We start from the raw sequence: 19070 nt of genomic DNA, 5'->3' as shown, positions 1-19070 counted from the left end.
CAGCTCCTACATTGGAATGTGATCCCCTGTAGGAGCTGCCGCAGGCTGCGATCTTTTGATCTTCAGGCTTGGGCGTCGGCTTCGGCGATCTGCGTCCATAACGCTGGGCCACCGGCAGACTTGGCAATAATCTCCAACCGCACCAGATGCGCCGCCAACTCATCTTCAGTCGCGCGAATGATCCGCGCCGGCTGACGGTCCGCCGGCAAGCGACGAATCTCGGTCGCCGAGTTGTCCGCGCCCTCGCCCGAGCCATTACCGTCCGAGGCGTTGCCGGCCAGCGACAGGCTGGTCTGGCCACCGGTCATGGTCAGGTAAACGTCGGCGAGAATTTCCGAGTCGAGCAAAGCGCCGTGCAATTCACGGCCGGAGTTGTCGACGCCATAACGTTTGCACAACGCGTCGAGGCTGTTGCGCTGCCCCGGGTGACGTTCCCGGGCCATCATCAGGGTGTCGAGGATCGAGCAGTGCTGGGTGATGTCAGCACGATCCTTCTGGCCCATCAAGGCGAATTCGTTGTTGATGAAACCAACGTCGAACGCCGCGTTATGGATGATCAGCTGCGCGCCTTTGATGAACTCGAAGAACTCGTCGGCGACTTCGTTGAAGCGCGGCTTGCCGACCAGGAACTCGTTGGTGATGCCGTGGACGCCGATGGCGCCTTCATCACTTTCACGATCCGGTTGCAGGTAAACGTGAAAGTGCCGGCCCGTCAGGCGCCGACCGATCAGTTCGACACAGCCGATTTCAATGATCCGGTGACCATCGGTCACCGGCATGCCGGTGGTTTCGGTATCGAGTACAACGGATCTGGTGGCCATCAGTGCTCAGCTCTCAACGGGTCAATCGTGCAAAAACGCGGATGTTAACACGCTCACGGTTCGCATCGCGCGCCGGCTTGAATGACACCCCACCAACCTGTAGGAGCTGCCGCAGGCTGCGATCTTTGATGTTGGTTTTTAAAATCAAGATCAAAGGATCGCAGCCTGCGGCAGCTCCTACAGGGAGTATGTATTGGGAATCAGGTCTGTTTGTAACCGCGCACTTCATCAACGCCACGGTTGGCCAGTTGGTCAGCCCGTTCGTTGCCGTGATGGCCGATGTGGCCGCGCACCCATTTCCAGCTGACCTTGTGGCGGTTGACCTGCTCATCCAGCTCTTTCCACAGGTCAGCGTTCTTCACCGGCTCCTTCGCCGCGGTTTTCCAGCCGCGCTTCTTCCAGTTGGCCATCCACTCGTTGATGCCCTTCATCACGTATTGCGAGTCGGTCACCAGCAGCACTTCACACGGACGCTTGAGCGCTTCAAGGCCGCGAATCGCGCCGAGCAGTTCCATGCGGTTATTGGTGGTGTTGGCTTCGCCGCCCCACAGTTCCTTTTCGACACCCTTGCACACCAGCAAGGCGCCCCAGCCACCCGGGCCGGGGTTGCCCTTGCAGGCGCCGTCGGTGAACAGTTCTACGCTATCGACGCTTTCGCTCATGCCACTCTATCCAGAAAAAATGCGTGTCTTGCCGATCACGGATCGACAATGACCTGGACCGGGACAAACCCGGTCACAAATAAAAGAAGGTTTACGGTTCGATGCGGCGGCGGTTGACCTTGGCCATCGGCAGCGGAATCAGCTTGCCCATCGGCTCGCGACGTTCCTGACGCAACGGCCGCAGCCCTACGACGATCTTGCGCGCGACCAATAAATAGAAGCCGCCGCCCGACAGTTGCCAGTCACCCGCCTTGCGTTCCCAGCCGGCCAGACGGGCCTGCCACTTGGGTGACGCGAGCGGCGGACGATAGCACCCGAAGCGGCGTTTCTCCAGCGCAAAGCCCAGCAGGTTGAGCCAGTCGGCGACCCGCGACGGCGAGATGCAGCGCGCCTTTCGCAGGGCGTCATGGGCGAAAACATGCCGCAGCCCCCAAGTGCTCCAGGGGTTGATGCCGATGATCAGCAAATGCCCGCCGGGGCGCACGCTGCTCGCTGCCTCACGCAGCAAACCGTGGGGCGACAGGCAGAAATCCAGACCGTGCTGCATCACCACCACATCGGCCGCGTGCTCGCTCAATGGCCAGGCTTGCTCTTCGCAGACGATCTCGACGCCGGGCAACGGCGCACCGAGGCGCACATTGCGCTGCACCTGCGGGGCCGACGGCGGGGTTTCGGCGGACGGGCCGTAATGCACCAGGTAACCGCCGAAGAACCGACCGAGCTCGTCTTCGAGCATGCGCCGCTCTTCATCGAGCAGAAATTGCCCGAGCGGGCCGGACAGCCATTCACGGGCTGCACCGATCAGGGCCAGCCAGTCAGGATCAGCCTGTGCGAACGCTTTATCACTCATCGCATTCTCCAAAGCGCCAGGAACTACTAAGATGCGCCAATGTTTTCCGCTTGGCGAATTCCGACGATGATACAGATCAGTGCCCTGCCCGCGTTCACCGACAACTACATCTGGTTGTTACAGGATCACCGCACCCAGCGCTGCGCGGTGGTCGATCCCGGCGATGCCGCGCCTGTGCTGGCGTGGCTCGACGCCCATCCGGGCTGGGTGTTGAGCGATATCCTGATCACCCACCATCACCATGATCATGTCGGCGGCGTCGAACGCCTGAAAGCGGCGAGCGGCGCCAAAGTCTACGGACCTGCCAGCGAAAGCATCCCGGCGCGCGACGTGGCGTTGAAGGATAACGACAGCGTCAGCGTGCTCGGCTGGGACTTCGCGGTCTATGCGGTGCCCGGTCACACCTTGGGACACATTGCCTATTACCACCATGGCCTGCTGTTCTGTGGCGATACGCTGTTCGCCGCCGGTTGCGGCCGACTGTTCGAAGGCACGCCTGAGCAGATGCACCACTCGCTCGACCGTCTTGCTGCGCTACCCGAAGATACGCTGGTCTACTGCACTCACGAATACACCCTGAGCAATCTGAAATTTGCCGCCGCCGTCGAGCCGGGCAACCCGGACATTGCCGCCCGTCTGGAAAAAGTCAGCCAGCAACGGCAAAACGGCGTCATGACCCTGCCCTCTACTTTGGCTTTGGAATTGCTCACCAACCCGTTTTTGCGTACCTCTGAAACATTAGTTAAACAAAAAGTGGACGAACGGGAAGGCGCTCAAAACCGGGCGCCGAGCGAGGTTTTTGCGGCTCTGCGGGCATGGAAAGATAAGTTCTAAGTGGCTCATGGCTTGGTACAAAAATTCTGAATGGTTGACCGCAGGGGGTGCGCTTTCTAGAATCGCCCGACATTTTTGCCCGGAACTTACTTCCAGCCAATGTCGTCATCCATACGTAAGTCCGTCAATTCAGACGCATTGACCCGCCTGGCGCAAGCCATCGCGGTGGCTGTGTCCGCCACGCTGGCGGGCTGTTCCAGCCATGCTCCGCAGACTGAAGCGACCCATACGCCCAACATTGCTGCGCGAGCCAAGCAGAAGCCGATCTGGCTGACCGAGAAGCCCAGCCCACAGGTTCCCCAGGACATCTGGGAACGCATGCGCCAGGGTTTCCAGCTGCAGGAAGGCTTGGGCGTGAACCCGCGCATCGAGCAACAGCGCTTGTGGTTCGCCAGTAATCCCTCTTTCCTCGAGAACGCCGGCGAACGCGGCAGTCTCTATATCCATTACATCGTTGAACGCCTCGAAGAACGCAACATGCCGCTGGAACTGGCTCTGCTGCCAGTGATTGAAAGCGCCTACAACCCGATGGCCTACTCGCGGGCCGATGCATCGGGGCTGTGGCAGTTCATTCCGTCCACCGGGCGTTACTTCAACCTGCGCCAGACCCGCTTCTACGACGGCCGCCGCGACATTACCGCGTCGACCACTGCGGCCATGGACTACCTGACCCGTCTGCACGACATGTTCAACGGTGACTGGCTGCTGGCCCTGGCGGCATACAACGCCGGCGAAGGCACGGTCAGCCGTGCCATCGAACGCAACGAGAAGCTCGGCCTGCCGACCGACTACTGGAACCTGCCACTGCCGGCGGAAACCCAGGCGTACGTGCCGAAGCTGCTGGCGCTGTCGCAAGTGGTGCTGGCGCCGGAAGCCTACGGGGTCAACCTCAACCCGATCGCCAACGAACCGTACTTCCAGGTCGTCGAAATCAACCAGCGCATGGACCTGTCCAAAGTCGCCGCGGTTGCCAACATCGACGAAGACGAACTGTTCCAGCTCAACCCGGCGTTCAAGCAGCGCACCACCATTGACGGCCCTCAGCATTTGCTGGTGCCAACGTCGAAAGCGCAATTGCTGACCGCCAGCCTGCAGACCATGCGTCCTGACGAGCTGATCAGCAAACGTTCGCTGAAACCAGTGTTCGAAGGTGCCGATCCGACGGAAGTGGCCAAGCTCAAGCGCGCCTATCGCGTCAAGCGTGGCGACAACCTCGGCTCCATCGCCAAGGCCAACAAGGTCGAAGTGAAGGATCTGCAGCGCTGGAACAAGCTCAGCGGCAAGAACCTCAAGGTCGGCCAGACCCTGGTCATGCAGGACACCACCAAGCGCAGCCCGGCACGCAAGTCCGGCCGGGTCAACACGGTGGTTGCCGCCAACAGCAAGACCAAAGGCAAGGACGACAGCGCGCAGCAGACCCAGTACAAGGTCAAGCGCGGCGACACGCTGTACGTGGTCGCCAAGCGTTTCAACGTTGAGATGCAACATCTCAAACGCTGGAATCCGGGTGCGGGCAAGGCACTCAAGCCTGGGCAGATGCTCACGGTTTACCAGCCGCACTGACAGAAGAGCCCCTGACAATCAGGGGCTTTTTTATTGCCGATTGCTTCGTGCCAGCCGGAACCCTGTGGCGAGGGGATTTATCCCCGATGGGCTGCGCAGCAGTCCGCTTCTTCAAGAGCAAAGAAGGGCCGCTCCGCACCCCATCGGGGATAAATCCCCTCACCACAGAATCAAATCGGCTCAACATCGCGTAGCGATTAACCCCGCATTAACCCGTGATCTTTTTCCTGTCCAGACAAGCTGTTACTGTACGGCCCACAAAGCCCAAGCCGCCTGGATCAGATCTGACTTGAAGCGTCCCCTCCTCCTGCTCCTGATCAGCCTGGCCTTGAGCTCAACCGCAAGCGCGACGATTACCGAAAGCCACGGTTATGCGCAGTTCGGCACGCTCAAGTACCCGGCCAGATTTACCCACTTCGACTGGGTCAACCCGCAAGCGCCCAAGGGCGGTACGTTGCGGGTGATGGCGTTTGGCACCTTCGATACGGTCAACCCGTACACGTTCAAAGGCACCAGCCCGGTGACCACGCCGAATTTCCTCCAGTACGGCATCAACGAGCTGAACGAGCCGCTGATGGTCGGCACCGGCCAGTATTCACCCTCCGGTGACGAGCCGGCGTCCAGCTATGGCCTGATCGCGCAATCGGTGGAATACAGCGAAGATCGCAGCTGGGTGGTGTTCAATCTGCGCCCCGAGGCTCATTTTCACGACGGCACGCCGATCACCGCTTATGACGTGGCGTTCTCTTATCGAACGCTGCTCAAGGACGGTCATCCGCTGTACCGCACCGCGCTGCAGGAAGTGTTGCGCGTCGACATCCTCAACAAACAGCGCATTCGATTCGTGCTGAAGCGTTCGGGCAACCCGCTGCTGATCCTGCGCCTCGGTGAATTGCCGGTACTGCCGCAGCATTACTGGAAAGGCCGCGACTTCAAGGCCACCACGTTCGAACCGCCACTGGGCAGCGGCCCCTATCGCATCACCTCGGTGACGCCGGGCCGACAGTTGATCTTCGAACGGGTCAAGGATTACTGGGGCAAGGACTTGCCGGTCAATCGCGGCAAGTACAACTTCGACCGCATGGAAGTCGAGTTCTACCGTGACAGCGATGTCGCCTTCGAAGCGTTCAAGGCCGGCGAGTTCGACATCTACATCGAGCACCAGGCGAAGAACTGGGCCAACGGCTACAACTTCCCGGCGATTCGCCGTGGCGACGTGATCAAGGCGCAGATCCCGCATCAGATCCCGACCCAGAGTCAGGGCCTGTTCATGAACACCCGCCGCGCGACATTCTCGGACGTGAAAACCCGCGAAGCGCTCGGCCTGATGTTCGACTTCGAGTGGACCAATCGCGCCCTGTTCAGCGACGCCTACAAACGCACCACCAGTTACTACCCGAACAGCGAATTCAGCGCCAGCGGCCTGCCGGTCGGCCACGAATGGCTGATGCTCAAGCCGTACAAGGAGCAACTGCCGGCCAAGCTGTTCACCGAGCCGTTCACCCTGCCGAAAACCGACGGTCGCGGCATTCCCCGGGAAACCATGCGCAAGGCATTGGCATTGCTCGCCGAGGCCGGCTGGAAGCTCAACGGTCAGCGCCTGCAAAACGCTGCCGGCCAACCGCTGCGGTTCGAGCTGCTGCTGGTCAATCCGAACCTGGAGCGCCTCTACCAGCCCTACATCGAGAACCTCAACAGCATCGGCATCGACGCGCGCCTGCGCACCGTGGATCGGGCGCAGTACAAACAACGCCTCGATCAATTTGATTTCGACATGATCTCGATGACGCTCAACCAGACCCTCAGCCCGGGCCTTGAGCAGTGGCAGTACTTTCACTCCAGCCAGGTCGGAGTCAAGGGCAGCAAAAATTACGCGGGCATCGCCAACCCGGTGGTCGATCACCTGCTCGAACAGTTGCTTGCCGCGCGCACTCGCGACGAGCAGGTCGCCGCCGGCAAGGCGCTCGACCGCGTGCTGCTCTGGCAGCATTACAGCATTCCCAACTGGTACCTCAATTATCACCGTCTGGCCTACCGCAACCGGTTGGCCTTCGTCACCACGCCGCCCTACACCCTGGGCCTGAGCGCATGGTGGCTTAAGTCTTCGGAGAAAGATCGATGAAACCCATCCGCGCCCTGCTCGTGCAGGCCAGCGGCTTGCTGTTCGCCGGGCTGGCCTTTGCCGCCCCGCAACACGCCGTGACCCTGTACAACGAGCCGCCGAAATACCCGGCCGATTTCAAGCATTTCGATTACGTGAACCCCGATGCGCCCAAGGGTGGCGTCTTCCGTCAGGCCGGTTTTGGTGGCTTCGACAGCCTCAACCCGTTTATCAGCAAAGGCGTGCCCGCCGATGACATCGGGCAGATCTACGACACGCTGACCAAGCACAGCCTCGACGAGCCCTTTACCGAATACGGCTTGATCGCCGGCAAAATCGAAAAAGCCCCGGACAACAGCTGGGTGCGCTTCTATCTGCGCCCCGAAGCGCGTTTCCACGACGGCCATCCGGTGCGCGCTGACGATGTGGTGTTCAGCTTCAACACGCTGACCAAGGAAGGCTCGCCGATGTTTCGCGGCTACTACAACGACGTCGCCGAAGTCATCGCCGAAGACCCGCTCAAAGTGCTGTTCAAGTTCAAGCACAGCAACAACCGCGAACTGCCGCTGATCCTCGGCCAACTGCCGGTGTTGCCAAAACACTGGTGGGCCGATCGCGATTTCACCAAGGGCAATCTGGAAATTCCGCTCGGCAGCGGCCCGTACAAGGTCGCCGAAGTGAAGGCTGGTCGCTCGATACGTTACGAGCGGGTCAAGGATTACTGGGGCAAAGACCTGCCGGTCAATCGCGGTTTCTACAACTTCGACACGATGACCAGCGATTACTACCGCGACAACACCGTTGCCGTCGAAGCGTTGAAGGCCGGGCAGTTCGATTACTGGCTGGAGATGACCGCGAAAAACTGGGCCAACGCTTACAACATCCCGGCGGTCACCGAGGGGCGCCTGATCAAGGAACAGATCGCCAACAGCAACCCGACCGGCATGCAGGGTTTCGTCTTCAACCTGCGTCGCCCGCTGTTTCAGGATGTGCGCGTGCGTCAGGCGCTCGGCCTGCTGTTCGATTTCGAATGGACCAACAAGCAACTGTTCAACGGTGCCTACTTCCGCACCCGCAGCTATTTCGAGAACTCGGAAATGGCCGCCACCGGCCTGCCCGACGCCGATCAACGGGCGATCCTCGAGCCGTTCCGCAGCAAGCTGCCGGCGCAGGTATTCAGCGAAGCGTTCGACAACCCGAAAACCGACGCCAGCGGCATGATCCGCACCCAGCAACGCGAGGCCTATCAACTGCTGCAAGAGGCCGGCTGGAAGATCGTCGACGACAAAATGGTCGATGCCACTGGCAAACCGGTGGTCATCGAGTTTCTCCTCGCACAGACCGAGTTCGAACGCGTCTTGCTGCCGTTCAAGCGCAACCTCAGCGACCTCGGTATCGATCTGGTGATCCGTCGTGTCGACGTTTCGCAGTACATCAACCGCGTGCGTTCGCGGGACTTCGACATGATGGTCGGCAGCTTCCCGCAGTCCAACTCGCCGGGCAACGAGCAGCGCGAATACTGGATGAGCGCCGCCGCCGACAAGGCCAGCAGCCGCAACACCATGGGCCTGAAGGATCCGATCGTCGATCAACTGGTCGAGAACCTGATCAATGCCGACTCGCGCAAAAGCCTGGTGGCCCACGCCCGTGCGCTGGATCGTGTGCTGCAATGGGGCTACTACGTAGTTCCCAACTGGCACATCAAGACCTGGCGCGTGGCTTACTGGAATCACATCGGTCACCCGAAGGTCTCACCCAAATACGACATCGGCATCAACACCTGGTGGGTCAAGCCTGACGCGAAACCGGCGATAGAAGTCGAAACCAAACTGCAAGCCGACCCTGTGGGCACGGAGTAATCAGATGCTGGCGTATATTTTTCGGCGACTGCTGCTGATCATCCCGACGCTGTTCGGCATCTTGCTGATCAACTTCGTGATCATTCAGGCCGCGCCCGGTGGCCCGGTGGAACAGATGATCGCCAAGCTCGAAGGCTTCGAGGGCGCCACCAGCCGCATTGCCGGCGGCGGTGCCGAGGTGTCGGTGGCGGGTTCGTCCTATCGCGGCGCGCAGGGTCTGGACCCGGCGCTGATCAAGGAAATCGAGCACATGTACGGGTTCGACAAATCGGCCCCGGAACGTCTGTGGATCATGGTCAAGAACTACGCGAAGCTGGATTTCGGCGACAGCTTTTTCCGCGACGCCAAGGTCATCGACCTGATCAAGGAAAAGATGCCGGTGTCGATCTCGCTGGGGCTGTGGAGCACGTTGATCATGTACCTGGTGTCGATTCCGCTGGGGATCGCCAAGGCCACGCGGCACGGCAGTCACTTCGATGTGTGGACCAGTTCGGCGATCATCGTCGGTTATGCGATCCCGGCGTTCCTGTTTGCGATCCTGCTGATTGTGGTGTTTGCCGGCGGCAGTTATCTCGACTGGTTTCCGTTACGCGGGCTGACCTCGAACAACTTCGATGAACTGAGTTTCGGCGGCAAGATCCTCGATTACTTCTGGCACCTCGCGTTGCCAGTGACGGCGCTGGTGATCGGCAACTTCGCGACCATGACCCTGCTGACCAAGAACAGCTTTCTCGATGAGATCAACAAACAGTACGTGGTCACCGCCAAAGCCAAAGGCCTGACCCGCCATCGCGTGCTCTACGGCCACGTGTTTCGCAATGCGATGTTGCTGGTGATTGCCGGATTCCCCTCGGCGTTTATCGGTATCTTCTTCACCGGCTCGCTGCTGGTGGAAGTGATCTTCTCCCTCGACGGTCTCGGCCTGATGAGTTTCGAAGCGGCGATCAACCGCGATTACCCGGTGGTGTTCGGCACCCTGTTCATCTTCACCCTGCTCGGGCTGGTGGTGAAACTGATCGGCGACCTCACGTACACCCTGGTCGATCCGCGTATCGACTTCGAAAGCCGGGAGCATTGAGATGAACCTGTCCCCTCTCAACCGCCGCCGCTTCGAACTGTTCAAGGCCAACAAGCGCGGCTGGTGGTCGCTGTGGCTGTTTCTGGTGCTGTTCGGGCTCAGCCTCGGCGCCGAGCTGATCGCCAACGACAAACCGCTGGTGGTGCATTACGACAACAATTGGTACTTCCCGGCGATCAAGCGCTACCCGGAAACCACCTTCGGCGGTGAATTCCCGCTGGAAGCCAACTACAAGAGCCCGTACATCCGCGAACTGCTCAAGGCCAAGGATGCGTGGGTGTTGTGGGCGCCGATTCCCTATAACTACCAAAGCATCAACTACGACCTGAAAGTCCCGGCGCCGGCGCCACCGTCGGCGGACAACCTGCTCGGCACTGACGATCAGGGCCGCGACGTGCTGGCGCGGGTGATTTACGGCTTCCGCATTTCCGTGCTGTTCGCGCTGACCTTGACCGTGTTGAGTTCGATCATCGGCGTGATTGCCGGCGCATTGCAGGGTTTCTATGGCGGCTGGGTCGATCTGGCCGGGCAGCGTTTCCTGGAGATCTGGTCGGGGTTGCCGGTGCTGTACCTGCTGATTATTCTGGCCAGTTTCGTCCAGCCGAATTTCTGGTGGCTGCTGGGGATCATGCTGCTGTTCTCGTGGATGAGCCTGGTCGACGTGGTGCGCGCCGAGTTCCTCCGGGGTCGCAACCTTGAATACGTGCGCGCGGCGCGGGCGCTGGGCATGCAGAACGGCGCGATCATGTTCCGCCACATCCTGCCCAACGCGATGGTCTCGACCATGACCTTCATGCCGTTCATCCTCACCGGCGCCATCGGCACCCTGACCGCGCTGGACTTCCTCGGTTTCGGTTTGCCGGCCGGCAGTCCGTCGCTGGGTGAATTGGTCGCCCAGGGCAAATCCAACCTGCAAGCGCCGTGGCTGGGCATGAGTGCCTTCGCCGTGCTGGCGTTAATGTTGAGTTTGCTGGTGTTTATCGGCGAGTCCGCTCGCGATGCCTTCGACCCGAGGAAGTGAAATGAATCAGGACAATCTGATCGAAGTGCGCGACCTCGCCGTCGAATTCGGTTTCGGCGAGCGCGTACACCGGGTCGTTGAAGGCGTGAGTTTCGACATCAAGCGTGGCGAAACCCTCGCGTTGGTTGGCGAATCCGGCTCGGGCAAATCGGTTACTGCGCACTCGATCCTGCGCCTGCTGCCCTACCCGATGGCCCGTCATCCGGCCGGCAGCATCAATTACGCCGGGCAAAATCTGCTGGGGATGAGCGAAAAGACCATCCGGCACATTCGCGGCAATCGCATCGCAATGATTTTTCAGGAGCCGATGACCTCGCTGAACCCGCTGCATTCGATCGAGAAGCAGATCAACGAAGTGCTCGGCATCCACAAGGGCCTGACCGGCAAAGTCGCGACCAAACGCACTTTGGAGCTGCTGGAGATGGTCGGCATCCCTGAGCCGCACAAGCGCCTCAAGGCTCTGCCCCACGAATTGTCTGGTGGCCAGCGCCAACGGGTGATGATCGCCATGGCGCTGGCTAATGAGCCGGAACTGCTGATTGCCGACGAACCGACCACGGCGCTGGACGTGACCGTTCAGCTGAAAATCCTCGATTTGCTCAAGCAATTGCAGGCCCGATTGGGCATGTCGCTGTTACTGATCAGTCACGATTTGAACCTCGTGCGAAGAATTGCGCATCGTGTATGTGTCATGCAGCGCGGTTGCATCGTCGAACAGGCATCGTGCGCAGAGCTGTTCCGTTCGCCGCAGCATCCGTACACTCGGGAATTGCTCGGCGCGGAGCCCAGCGGAGGCCCGGCGAGCAATAAAATCGGCGCGCCGCTGCTTGAAGTCGAGGACCTGAAAGTCTGGTTCCCGATCAAGAAAGGCCTGCTCAAACGCACGGTGGATCACGTCAAGGCAGTGGACGGCATCAATTTCAGCCTACCTCAGGGTCAGACTCTGGGGATTGTCGGGGAAAGCGGTTCCGGCAAATCCACGCTGGGTCTGGCGATTTTGCGGCTGATCGGCAGCAAAGGTGCGATCCGCTTTGAAGGCAAGCAGCTAGACTGCCTGACGCAGAACGAGGTTCGCCCGTTGCGTCGGGAGATGCAGGTGGTGTTTCAGGACCCGTTTGGCAGCCTGAGCCCGCGCATGTGCGTCAGCGATATCGTTGGCGAAGGCCTGCGGATTCACAAGATGGGCAGCGCCGAGGAACAGGAAGCGGCGATTATTGCGGCATTGAAGGAGGTAGGTCTGGACCCGGAAACCCGGCACCGCTACCCCCACGAATTTTCCGGTGGGCAACGGCAACGAATCGCCATTGCCCGGGCCTTGGTGCTGAAACCGGCGCTGATCCTGCTGGACGAGCCGACTTCGGCGCTCGACCGGACGGTGCAGCGGCAAGTGGTGGAGCTGTTGCGTTCACTGCAAGCCAAGTACAACCTGACGTATTTGTTTATCAGCCATGATCTGGCTGTCGTCAAAGCGCTGAGCCACCAGTTGATGGTGGTCAAGCATGGCCAAGTGGTCGAACAGGGAGACGCGCAAAGTATTTTTGCCGCCCCCCAACATCCGTATACACAGCAGTTGCTGGAAGCCGCTTTTTTGGCACCAGCCACTGCGCAATAACCTGAAAGAGGAGCAACACATGGGTTTTCTCGCCGGTAAGCGCGTACTGATCGTCGGTGTCGCCAGCAAGCTGTCCATCGCATCCGGCATCGCTGCCGCCATGCATCGCGAGGGCGCTGAGCTTGCCTTCACTTATCAGAACGACAAACTGAAAGGTCGTGTTGAAGAATTCGCCCAAGGCTGGGGTTCGAGCCCTGAGCTGTGCTTCCCGTGCGACGTGGCCAGCGATGAAGAAATCGCCAAGGTCTTCGAAGCACTGAGCAAGAAGTGGGACGGTCTGGACTGCATCGTCCACTCCGTAGGTTTCGCCCCGGGCGACCAACTGGACGGCGACTTCACCGAAGCCACCACCCGTGACGGTTTCCGCATCGCTCACGACATCAGCGCCTACAGCTTCGTGGCCCTGGCCAAAGCCGGCCGCGAAATGATGAAAGGCCGCAACGGCAGCCTGCTGACCCTGTCGTACCTGGGCGCCGAGCGCACCATGCCGAACTACAACGTAATGGGCATGGCCAAGGCTTCGCTGGAAGCTGGCGTACGTTACCTGGCCGGCTCCCTGGGCCCGGACGGCACCCGCGTCAACTGCGTATCGGCTGGCCCGATCCGTACCCTGGCAGCCTCGGGCATCAAGAACTTCCGCAAGATGCTGGCCGCCAACGAAGCGCAAACCCCGCTGCGCCGCAACGTCACCATCGACGAAGTCGGCAACGCCGGCGCCTTCCTGTGCTCCGACCTGGCGTCGGGCATCAGCGGCGAAATCATGTACGTCGACGGCGGTTTCAACACCACCGCCATGGGCAACATCGAAGAGTAATCTTCGCTTAGCCGATAAAAAAACCCGCCAATCTGGCGGGTTTTTTTATGCCCCAAGTTCCCGCAACACCACAAATCCCCCTATAGGAGTGAGCCTGCTCGCGATGGCGGTGGGTCAGCCGATGACGATGTTGAATGTGCGGACGCCATCGCTGGCAAGCCAGCTCCCACAGGGACCTGCAGTGAACCGGGATTTTGTGAACACCCGAGAAACCTGTGGGAGCTGGCTTGCCAGCGATGAGGCCCGAATCAACAGCGCTTCAGGGCCTGCTTGTGCGCATACATCGCGCCATCCGCGTCGGCGAGCAGGCGATCCACGGTTTCGTGGCGTTTGCCGTCGTATTCAATCTGCCCGACGCTGAAGCGAATCGCATAACCCCGGTGCAACGTCGCATTACGCTCTTCAAGGATCTCCTTGAGCCGCGCCATGATCGCGTTGGTTTCGATATGGCTCGACCCCGTCAGCAGCGCGACAAATTCATCGCCGCCCAAGCGCCCGACCACATCGCTCTCGCGAAAGGCTATACGCAACACATCAGCAAAGGTCTTCAGCGCACTGTCGCCCTCGGCATGCCCATACAGATCATTGATCTGCTTGAAATCATTCAGGTCAAAAAACAGCAACGTCGCCGGCCGCTCCAGCCGGGCGCACGCGTCCAGCGCATGCTGCGCCAGTTGCTTGAAGCCGCGACGATTGGACAGCAACGTCAGCTCGTCCATGCTCGCCATCTGCACGGCGGTCAGCTCTTGCTCGGCCATTTCCGCGAGATCACGCAACAGCGCGCGTTCCTCATCGTCGAGTTCACGGGGCTTGGTGTCGATCAGGCACAAGGTGCCCATTTTATTGCCATTGGGCACGGTCAGCGGATAGCCGGCGTAAAAGCGAATATTCGGTTCGCCCGTGACCAGCGGATTGTCGTGGAAACGCACGTCCTCGCGGGCATCGGGCACCAGCAACAAATCGTTTTGCAGAATCGCGTGGCCGCAGAACGACACATCCCTCGACGTTTCAGTGGCGTCCAGGCCCACGCAGGACTTGAACCACTGCCGATCCTTGTCGACCAGCGTCACCAGCGTCACCAGCGCGATCGGCACATTGAACAGGCGTTTGGCCAAGCGCGTCAGCCGATCAAAACGCTCCTCCGGCGCCGAATCAAGCAGATCGAGCCCGTGCAACACCTGAATCCGCGCAGCTTCATTGGCAGGTTTTCCTGGAACCAGCATTCGTACACTCCATTGTCATCAATGCACTTGAGCGTAGCGCAAATCAGCGAGGCTTCACCCCGTCAGATCCCCGCCACCGGACACGGCCCGCCGGCATCGGCCCAGAGCTTGAATTGCGCGACGAAAATATCGTGCGGCACCGGCACCGGCGCGCGCCCTGCCCCGGGATTCCAGCCCCAGAGCACCAATTTATCCTCACTGACGTGTTTGATCAGCGCGGCGAAGTCGCGATCGCCATTGCTCGAACGGTCCTTGATCATCGCGCAAAGCTTGTCTGGCGGCAGGCCGATCCAAGCCATTTTGTGCGACGCCGGCGGCAGGCTCCAATGCGGCGCACCCGGCGGTGCGTGCGGGCCGTAACTGGCCGGCGGATTGTTTTCTGCGTGACAGGTTGCACAGGGCAAACCGGCCGCCCCCTTGCCGTCCATGCCGCGCACCACGTTCATGGCGTGGGGGATGCCAGCGTCGAACTGCAATGGCGAATCACCAGGAATGTGGCAATTCTGGCAACGCGGACTCTGGAAGACTTTCTGCACCGTGCCGAAGGCTTTCAAGGCCTCCTGATCCTCCGCGAACAAGTCTGACGCATAACCGCCGAGCCCCAGCAGAATCACCGTCCCCAACAACAGATGTCGTTTCATCTCACACCCCCGACAGTTGCAGTGGCAGTTCACGCAAGCGTTGCCCGGTCAGGGCGAACACCGCGTTGGCCACCGCCGGTGCGGTCGGCGGCACACCGGCCTCGCCGATGCCGCCGGGTTTGTCGCTGCTGGGCACGATGTGCACTTCGACCACCGGCATCTCGTTGAGCCGCAGCACCTGATAATCGTGATAGTTGGACTGCAACACCGCGCCGTCCTTGAGCGTCAGTTTGCTGTGCAGCGCCATGCCCAGGCCAAAAGTGATGCAAGACTCCATCTGCGCGGCGATGCTCTGCGGATTCACCGCGATTCCGCAGTCCACCGCACAAACCACGCGGTGCACACGGATCGCCAGATTGTCCTGCGACACTTCGGCGACCTGCGCCACGTAACTGCCGAACGATTCGTGTACGGCGACGCCGAGGGCATGACCGTCCGGTAACGGTGCTTTCCAGTTGGCTTTCTCCACCGCTAGATTCAGAACGCCTAAATGCCGTGGATGATCCTTGAGCAAGGTGCGTCGGTACTCGACCGGATCCTTACCGGCCGCCGTGGCCATTTCATCGATCAGCGACTCCATGACAAAACCGGTGTGGCTATGGCCCACCGAACGCAGCCACAACACGTTGATGCCGGTTTGCGGCGAATGCAGATCGACCTGATGATTGGCCAGACCTTTGACGTAAGGACTGTCGGAAACGCCCTCGACCGAAGTCGGATCGATGCCGTTCTTGACCATCGTCGCCTCCATCAGCGTGCCGGTCATGATCGACTGCCCGACCAGCACGTGTTGCCAGCTCGAGGGCAAACCATCAGCGCCCAAACCGATCTTCGCCTGATGCAAGAACATCGAACGGTAATAACCGCCACGAATATCGTCTTCGCGCGACCACACGGTTTTCACTGGCATCGCGGCGGCTTTCGCCACTTGCACCGCTTCGGCGACGAAATCCGAGGTGGGGTTGGCCCGGCGTCCAAAACCGCCGCCGAGGAATTCAGTGTGGATTTCCACCTGCTCCGGCTTCAGCCCGGTGATCTTGCCGGCGACCATTTGATCGAGGGTCTGAAACTGCGTGCCGGTCCAGATTTCGCATTTCTCGGCGCTGATCTTCACTGTGCAGTTGAGCGGCTCCATCGGCGCGTGAGCCAGATACGGCACGCTGTATTCGACGTCAATCTTCTTCACGGCTTTGCCAAAACTGCCCTTGGCATCCCCGGCCTGACTGGCTGACGTGCCTTGTGTCGTGGCCAGTTTGCGGAAACTTTCCAGCAGTTTTTCACTGCTCAGATCGGCATACGGGCCCAAGTCCCAGTCAACTTTCAGCGCATCCCGGCCCAATTTCGCCGCCCAATAATGATCGGCAATCACCGCGACACCGGTCGGCACCTGCACCACTTTGTGCACGCCCGGCACGGCCAGTGCTTCGGCGCCTTCGAAGGATTTGACGCTGGCACCGAACACCGGCGCGCGCGCGACCATGGCCGTCATCAAACCTTCAAACTGCACGTCCATGCCGAACTTCGCGCGGCCGGTGATTTTCTCCGGCGTGTCGAGGCGCTTGGTCGGTTTGCCGATGACTTTCCAGTCCTTGGCTTCCTTGAACGTGATCGACTTCGGATCCGGCACCGGCAGTTGCCCGGCGGCATCCGCTAATTCACCGTAAGTGGCGCGTTTGTCGCCAGCAATCACCACGCCCGATTCAGTGCGAATGGCCGACGGCGCCACTTCAAAACGTTTCGCCGCCGCCTCGACCAACATCTGCCGCGCCGTCGCGCCCGCCAGTCGATAGCGATCAAACTCCATCCAGGTCGACGTCGACCCGCCGGTAATCTGCATGCCGCCAAACCCCGGCATGCCGTAATCCGCCGCCGATGCGGGGGAATGCTCGACGTGGATTTTCGACCAGTCAGCGTCCAGCTCCTCGGCAATCAACATGGTCAGGCCGGTCCAGATGCCCTGGCCCATCTCCGAATGCCCGAGCAGCACGGTGACGCTGTTGTCCGCCGCGATGCGCAAGAACGCATTCGGCGCAAAGACCTTGCCTTCGTTCTCGGCGGCATAGGCAAACTTGTGCCCGCCAGGGACGACAAACGCCACCACCAACCCACCGCCCAACACGGCACTGCCTTTGAGAAAACCCCGACGCGATACAGGACTGTTCATCGTCTATCTCCCCACAAAATCAGCCGATTTCCGAAGCACGCTTTACTGCCGCGCGGATTCGGGGATAGGTGCCGCAGCGGCAGATATTGCCGGAGAGCGCCTGATCGATATCGCTGTCGGTGGGTTTGGGGATTTTCGCCAGCAGCGCGGCAGCAGACATGATCTGCCCCGACTGGCAGTAACCGCACTGCACCACATCGAGTTCGGCCCAGGCTTGCTGCACCGGGTGCGAGCCGTCGGTGGACAGGCCTTCGATGGTGAGGATTTTCTGCCCGTGGGCCACAGCGGTCGCGGGCGTGATGCAAGCGCGCAGCGGCGCCCCGTCAACGTGCACAGTGCAGGCCCCGCACTGGGCCATGCCACAGCCGAATTTGGTGCCGGTCAGGTGCGCGACATCGCGCAGGACCCAGAGCAACGGCATGTCCGCGGGGACATCGAGCTCCTGATCCTTGCCATTGATATTCAAGGTCAGCATCGGGGAATTTCCTCAGACTCACGGTGTTCTGAAGGGGCGCCGCTGTGGCCATCAATGCCTACGCGCGCCTCGGCTTATCCCTTTCAGCAAAGCCTAATTTGCGCTTGAAGCCAGACGTTGCGACCACCGGTCATGCAGATGTCGACTTTAATCCTACAGTTGATAACGGCTCGCACCTGAGCCATCAGAAGGCACGTCATCAGCGAAACCGGTCCGCGCCCACCGCGCGGGTTATCCATCACATTGGTCTGGAGTAGCGAACATGGGATTTGTCACCACCAAAGACGGCGTCGAAATCTTCTACAAGGATTGGGGCCCGAAAGATGCGCCAGTGATCCACTTCCACCACGGCTGGCCGCTCAGCTCAGACGATTGGGATGCGCAGATGCTGTTTTTTCTCGGCAAAGGCTTTCGGGTGGTTGCCCATGATCGCCGTGGGCACGGGCGTTCGAGCCAAGTCTGGGATGGCCACGATATGGATCACTACGCGGATGATGCGCTGGCGGTGGTCAATCATTTGGGCCTGAAGAATGTTGTGCATGTCGGCCATTCGACCGGTGGCGGCGAGGTCATTCATTACATCGCCCGGCATGGTCAGGACAACGTCGCCAAAGGCGTGCTGATCAGTGCGGTGCCGCCGCTGATGGTGCAGACCGAGAGCAATCCGGGTGGGCTGCCGAAATCGGTGTTCGATGATTTTCAGGCGCAGTTGGCGGCGAATCGTGCGCAGTTTTATCGGGATATTCCGACGGGGCCTTTTTATGGCTACAACCGGCCGGGCGCCACGCCTTCGAAGGGGATCATTGCCAACTGGTGGCGTCAGGGCATGATCGGCGGCGCAAAAGCCCATTACGACGGGATCGTCGCGTTTTCGCAGACGGATTTCACCGAGGACTTGAAGGAGGTCACGGTGCCGGTGCTGGTGATGCATGGCGAGGATGATCAGATTGTGCCGTATGCGAACTCGGGGCCGTTGTCGGCGAAGTTGCTGCCCAATGGCACGTTGAAGTCGTATCCGGGGTTTCCGCACGGGATGCCGACGACGGAGGCCGAAACAATCAACGCGGATCTTTTAGCCTTCATTCGCGGCTGAGTTGAGCGGCAGCCATACACTCCCCCTGTGGGAGCTGGCTTGCCAGCGAAGGCGGCGGCACATTCAACATCATTGTTGCCTGACCCACCGCTATCGCTGGCAAGCCAGCTCCCACAGTGTTTTGTGCCAACCCGCAATTCTGTGATCCACACCAATCCCTTGTAGGAGCCAGCCTGCTGGCGATGGCGACGGGTCAGCCAAAGAAGGTGTTGGCTGATGTTGGCCTTTATTCGCGGTTGAGTTGAGCGGCAGCCATACA

The 19070-nt window shown here is 60.3% G+C and carries 16 protein-coding genes; 9 read left to right on the top strand and 7 right to left on the bottom strand.

Going from position 1 to position 19070, the window contains the following annotated elements; all coding sequences use genetic code 11:
- Positions 1–62 precede the first annotated feature (62 nt).
- The 3 genes from dnaQ to PMI37_RS29865 all read right to left on the bottom strand — a co-directional run bounded on the left by dnaQ (position 63) and on the right by PMI37_RS29865 (position 2333).
- The gene (dnaQ, locus tag PMI37_RS29875; protein ID WP_008088528.1) at positions 63–821 is read right to left on the bottom strand and encodes a DNA polymerase III subunit epsilon; all 759 of its coding nucleotides are present in this window, start codon (positions 819–821) and stop codon (positions 63–65) included.
- A 200-nt stretch (positions 822–1021) separates the two neighbouring features.
- On the bottom strand, positions 1022–1483 hold the full coding sequence (rnhA, locus tag PMI37_RS29870; RefSeq protein ID WP_008088526.1) for a ribonuclease HI: 462 nt from the start codon (positions 1481–1483) through the stop codon (positions 1022–1024).
- 91 nt (positions 1484–1574) lie between these two features.
- Positions 1575–2333 carry a class I SAM-dependent methyltransferase gene (locus PMI37_RS29865; RefSeq protein WP_008088524.1) on the bottom strand — a complete coding sequence of 253 codons (759 nt, stop codon included), beginning with the start codon at positions 2331–2333 and terminating at the stop codon, positions 1575–1577.
- Positions 2334–2399: 66 nt separating this feature from the next.
- Here PMI37_RS29865 and gloB point away from each other — a divergent pair, with 66 nt between their 5' ends.
- The 8 genes from gloB to fabI all read left to right on the top strand — a co-directional run bounded on the left by gloB (position 2400) and on the right by fabI (position 13215).
- Positions 2400–3167, top strand: coding sequence for a hydroxyacylglutathione hydrolase (gloB, locus tag PMI37_RS29860; RefSeq protein WP_008088522.1), 768 nt, complete (start codon positions 2400–2402; stop codon positions 3165–3167).
- Between the two features lie 99 nt (positions 3168–3266).
- Entirely contained in the window at positions 3267–4730 is a 1464-nt protein-coding gene (locus PMI37_RS29855) for a LysM peptidoglycan-binding domain-containing protein (RefSeq protein WP_008088520.1), read from the top strand.
- Positions 4731–5019: 289 nt separating this feature from the next.
- Positions 5020–6852 carry an extracellular solute-binding protein gene (locus PMI37_RS29850; RefSeq protein WP_008088518.1) on the top strand — a complete coding sequence of 611 codons (1833 nt, stop codon included), beginning with the start codon at positions 5020–5022 and terminating at the stop codon, positions 6850–6852.
- Complete coding sequence (locus tag PMI37_RS29845) at positions 6849–8690, top strand: extracellular solute-binding protein (RefSeq protein ID WP_008088517.1); 1842 nt, start codon at positions 6849–6851, stop codon at positions 8688–8690. Before PMI37_RS29850 ends, PMI37_RS29845 begins: the two co-directional genes overlap by 4 nt.
- A gap of 4 nt (positions 8691–8694) precedes the next feature.
- Positions 8695–9768 (top strand): microcin C ABC transporter permease YejB, encoded by a 1074-nt coding sequence (locus tag PMI37_RS29840; RefSeq protein WP_008088514.1) that lies wholly within the window; start codon positions 8695–8697, stop codon positions 9766–9768.
- Between the two features lies 1 nt (position 9769).
- Entirely contained in the window at positions 9770–10789 is a 1020-nt protein-coding gene (locus PMI37_RS29835; RefSeq protein ID WP_008088512.1) for an ABC transporter permease, read from the top strand.
- A gap of 1 nt (position 10790) precedes the next feature.
- Positions 10791–12401, top strand: coding sequence for an ABC transporter ATP-binding protein (locus PMI37_RS29830; RefSeq protein WP_008088511.1), 1611 nt, complete (start codon positions 10791–10793; stop codon positions 12399–12401).
- A 19-nt stretch (positions 12402–12420) separates the two neighbouring features.
- Positions 12421–13215: an enoyl-ACP reductase FabI gene (gene fabI / locus PMI37_RS29825; RefSeq protein ID WP_007910591.1), complete on the top strand. Its 795-nt coding sequence runs from the start codon at positions 12421–12423 to the stop codon at positions 13213–13215.
- 248 nt (positions 13216–13463) lie between these two features.
- Here fabI and PMI37_RS29820 read toward each other — a convergent pair whose 3' ends face one another.
- The 4 genes from PMI37_RS29820 to PMI37_RS29805 form a co-directional block, all read right to left on the bottom strand.
- A complete protein-coding gene (locus PMI37_RS29820) occupies positions 13464–14438 on the bottom strand; it encodes a GGDEF domain-containing protein (RefSeq protein WP_008088509.1) in 975 nt (324 codons plus the stop codon).
- A gap of 62 nt (positions 14439–14500) precedes the next feature.
- Positions 14501–15079: a hypothetical protein gene (locus PMI37_RS29815; protein ID WP_008088506.1), complete on the bottom strand. Its 579-nt coding sequence runs from the start codon at positions 15077–15079 to the stop codon at positions 14501–14503.
- Position 15080: 1 nt separating this feature from the next.
- Positions 15081–17243 carry a xanthine dehydrogenase family protein molybdopterin-binding subunit gene (locus tag PMI37_RS29810; RefSeq protein ID WP_008088504.1) on the bottom strand — a complete coding sequence of 721 codons (2163 nt, stop codon included), beginning with the start codon at positions 17241–17243 and terminating at the stop codon, positions 15081–15083.
- Between the two features lie 19 nt (positions 17244–17262).
- Positions 17263–17718, bottom strand: a complete 456-nt coding sequence (locus PMI37_RS29805; protein WP_003224136.1) for a (2Fe-2S)-binding protein — start codon at positions 17716–17718, stop codon at positions 17263–17265.
- Positions 17719–17980: 262 nt separating this feature from the next.
- Here PMI37_RS29805 and PMI37_RS29800 point away from each other — a divergent pair, with 262 nt between their 5' ends.
- On the top strand, positions 17981–18811 hold the full coding sequence (locus tag PMI37_RS29800) for an alpha/beta fold hydrolase (protein ID WP_008088502.1): 831 nt from the start codon (positions 17981–17983) through the stop codon (positions 18809–18811).
- The last annotated feature ends 259 nt before the right edge of the window (positions 18812–19070 follow it).

Source organism: Pseudomonas sp. GM80 (assembly GCF_000282515.1).
In the GTDB taxonomy this organism is placed as follows: Bacteria; Pseudomonadota; Gammaproteobacteria; order Pseudomonadales; family Pseudomonadaceae; genus Aquipseudomonas.
Note: the sequence above shows the minus strand (reverse complement) of the source record. Positions and strands in the feature narration are given on the sequence as shown.

Excerpts from the sequence above, each read along its gene's own strand:
- rnhA (WP_008088526.1), bottom strand. The coding sequence starts at position 1,483 with ATGAGCGAAAGCGTCGATAGCGTAGAACTGTTCACCGACGGCGCCTGC.
- PMI37_RS29800 (WP_008088502.1), top strand. The coding sequence starts at position 17,981 with ATGGGATTTGTCACCACCAAAGACGGCGTCGAAATCTTCTACAAGGAT.
- PMI37_RS29855 (WP_008088520.1), top strand. The coding sequence starts at position 3,267 with ATGTCGTCATCCATACGTAAGTCCGTCAATTCAGACGCATTGACCCGC.
- gloB (WP_008088522.1), top strand. The coding sequence starts at position 2,400 with ATGATACAGATCAGTGCCCTGCCCGCGTTCACCGACAACTACATCTGG.
- PMI37_RS29835 (WP_008088512.1), top strand. The coding sequence starts at position 9,770 with ATGAACCTGTCCCCTCTCAACCGCCGCCGCTTCGAACTGTTCAAGGCC.
- PMI37_RS29865 (WP_008088524.1), bottom strand. The coding sequence starts at position 2,333 with ATGAGTGATAAAGCGTTCGCACAGGCTGATCCTGACTGGCTGGCCCTG.
- PMI37_RS29820 (WP_008088509.1), bottom strand. The coding sequence starts at position 14,438 with ATGCTGGTTCCAGGAAAACCTGCCAATGAAGCTGCGCGGATTCAGGTG.
- fabI (WP_007910591.1), top strand. The coding sequence starts at position 12,421 with ATGGGTTTTCTCGCCGGTAAGCGCGTACTGATCGTCGGTGTCGCCAGC.
- PMI37_RS29845 (WP_008088517.1), top strand. The coding sequence starts at position 6,849 with ATGAAACCCATCCGCGCCCTGCTCGTGCAGGCCAGCGGCTTGCTGTTC.
- PMI37_RS29815 (WP_008088506.1), bottom strand. The coding sequence starts at position 15,079 with ATGAAACGACATCTGTTGTTGGGGACGGTGATTCTGCTGGGGCTCGGC.
- PMI37_RS29810 (WP_008088504.1), bottom strand. The coding sequence starts at position 17,243 with ATGAACAGTCCTGTATCGCGTCGGGGTTTTCTCAAAGGCAGTGCCGTG.
- PMI37_RS29840 (WP_008088514.1), top strand. The coding sequence starts at position 8,695 with ATGCTGGCGTATATTTTTCGGCGACTGCTGCTGATCATCCCGACGCTG.
- PMI37_RS29830 (WP_008088511.1), top strand. The coding sequence starts at position 10,791 with ATGAATCAGGACAATCTGATCGAAGTGCGCGACCTCGCCGTCGAATTC.
- dnaQ (WP_008088528.1), bottom strand. The coding sequence starts at position 821 with ATGGCCACCAGATCCGTTGTACTCGATACCGAAACCACCGGCATGCCG.
- PMI37_RS29805 (WP_003224136.1), bottom strand. The coding sequence starts at position 17,718 with ATGCTGACCTTGAATATCAATGGCAAGGATCAGGAGCTCGATGTCCCC.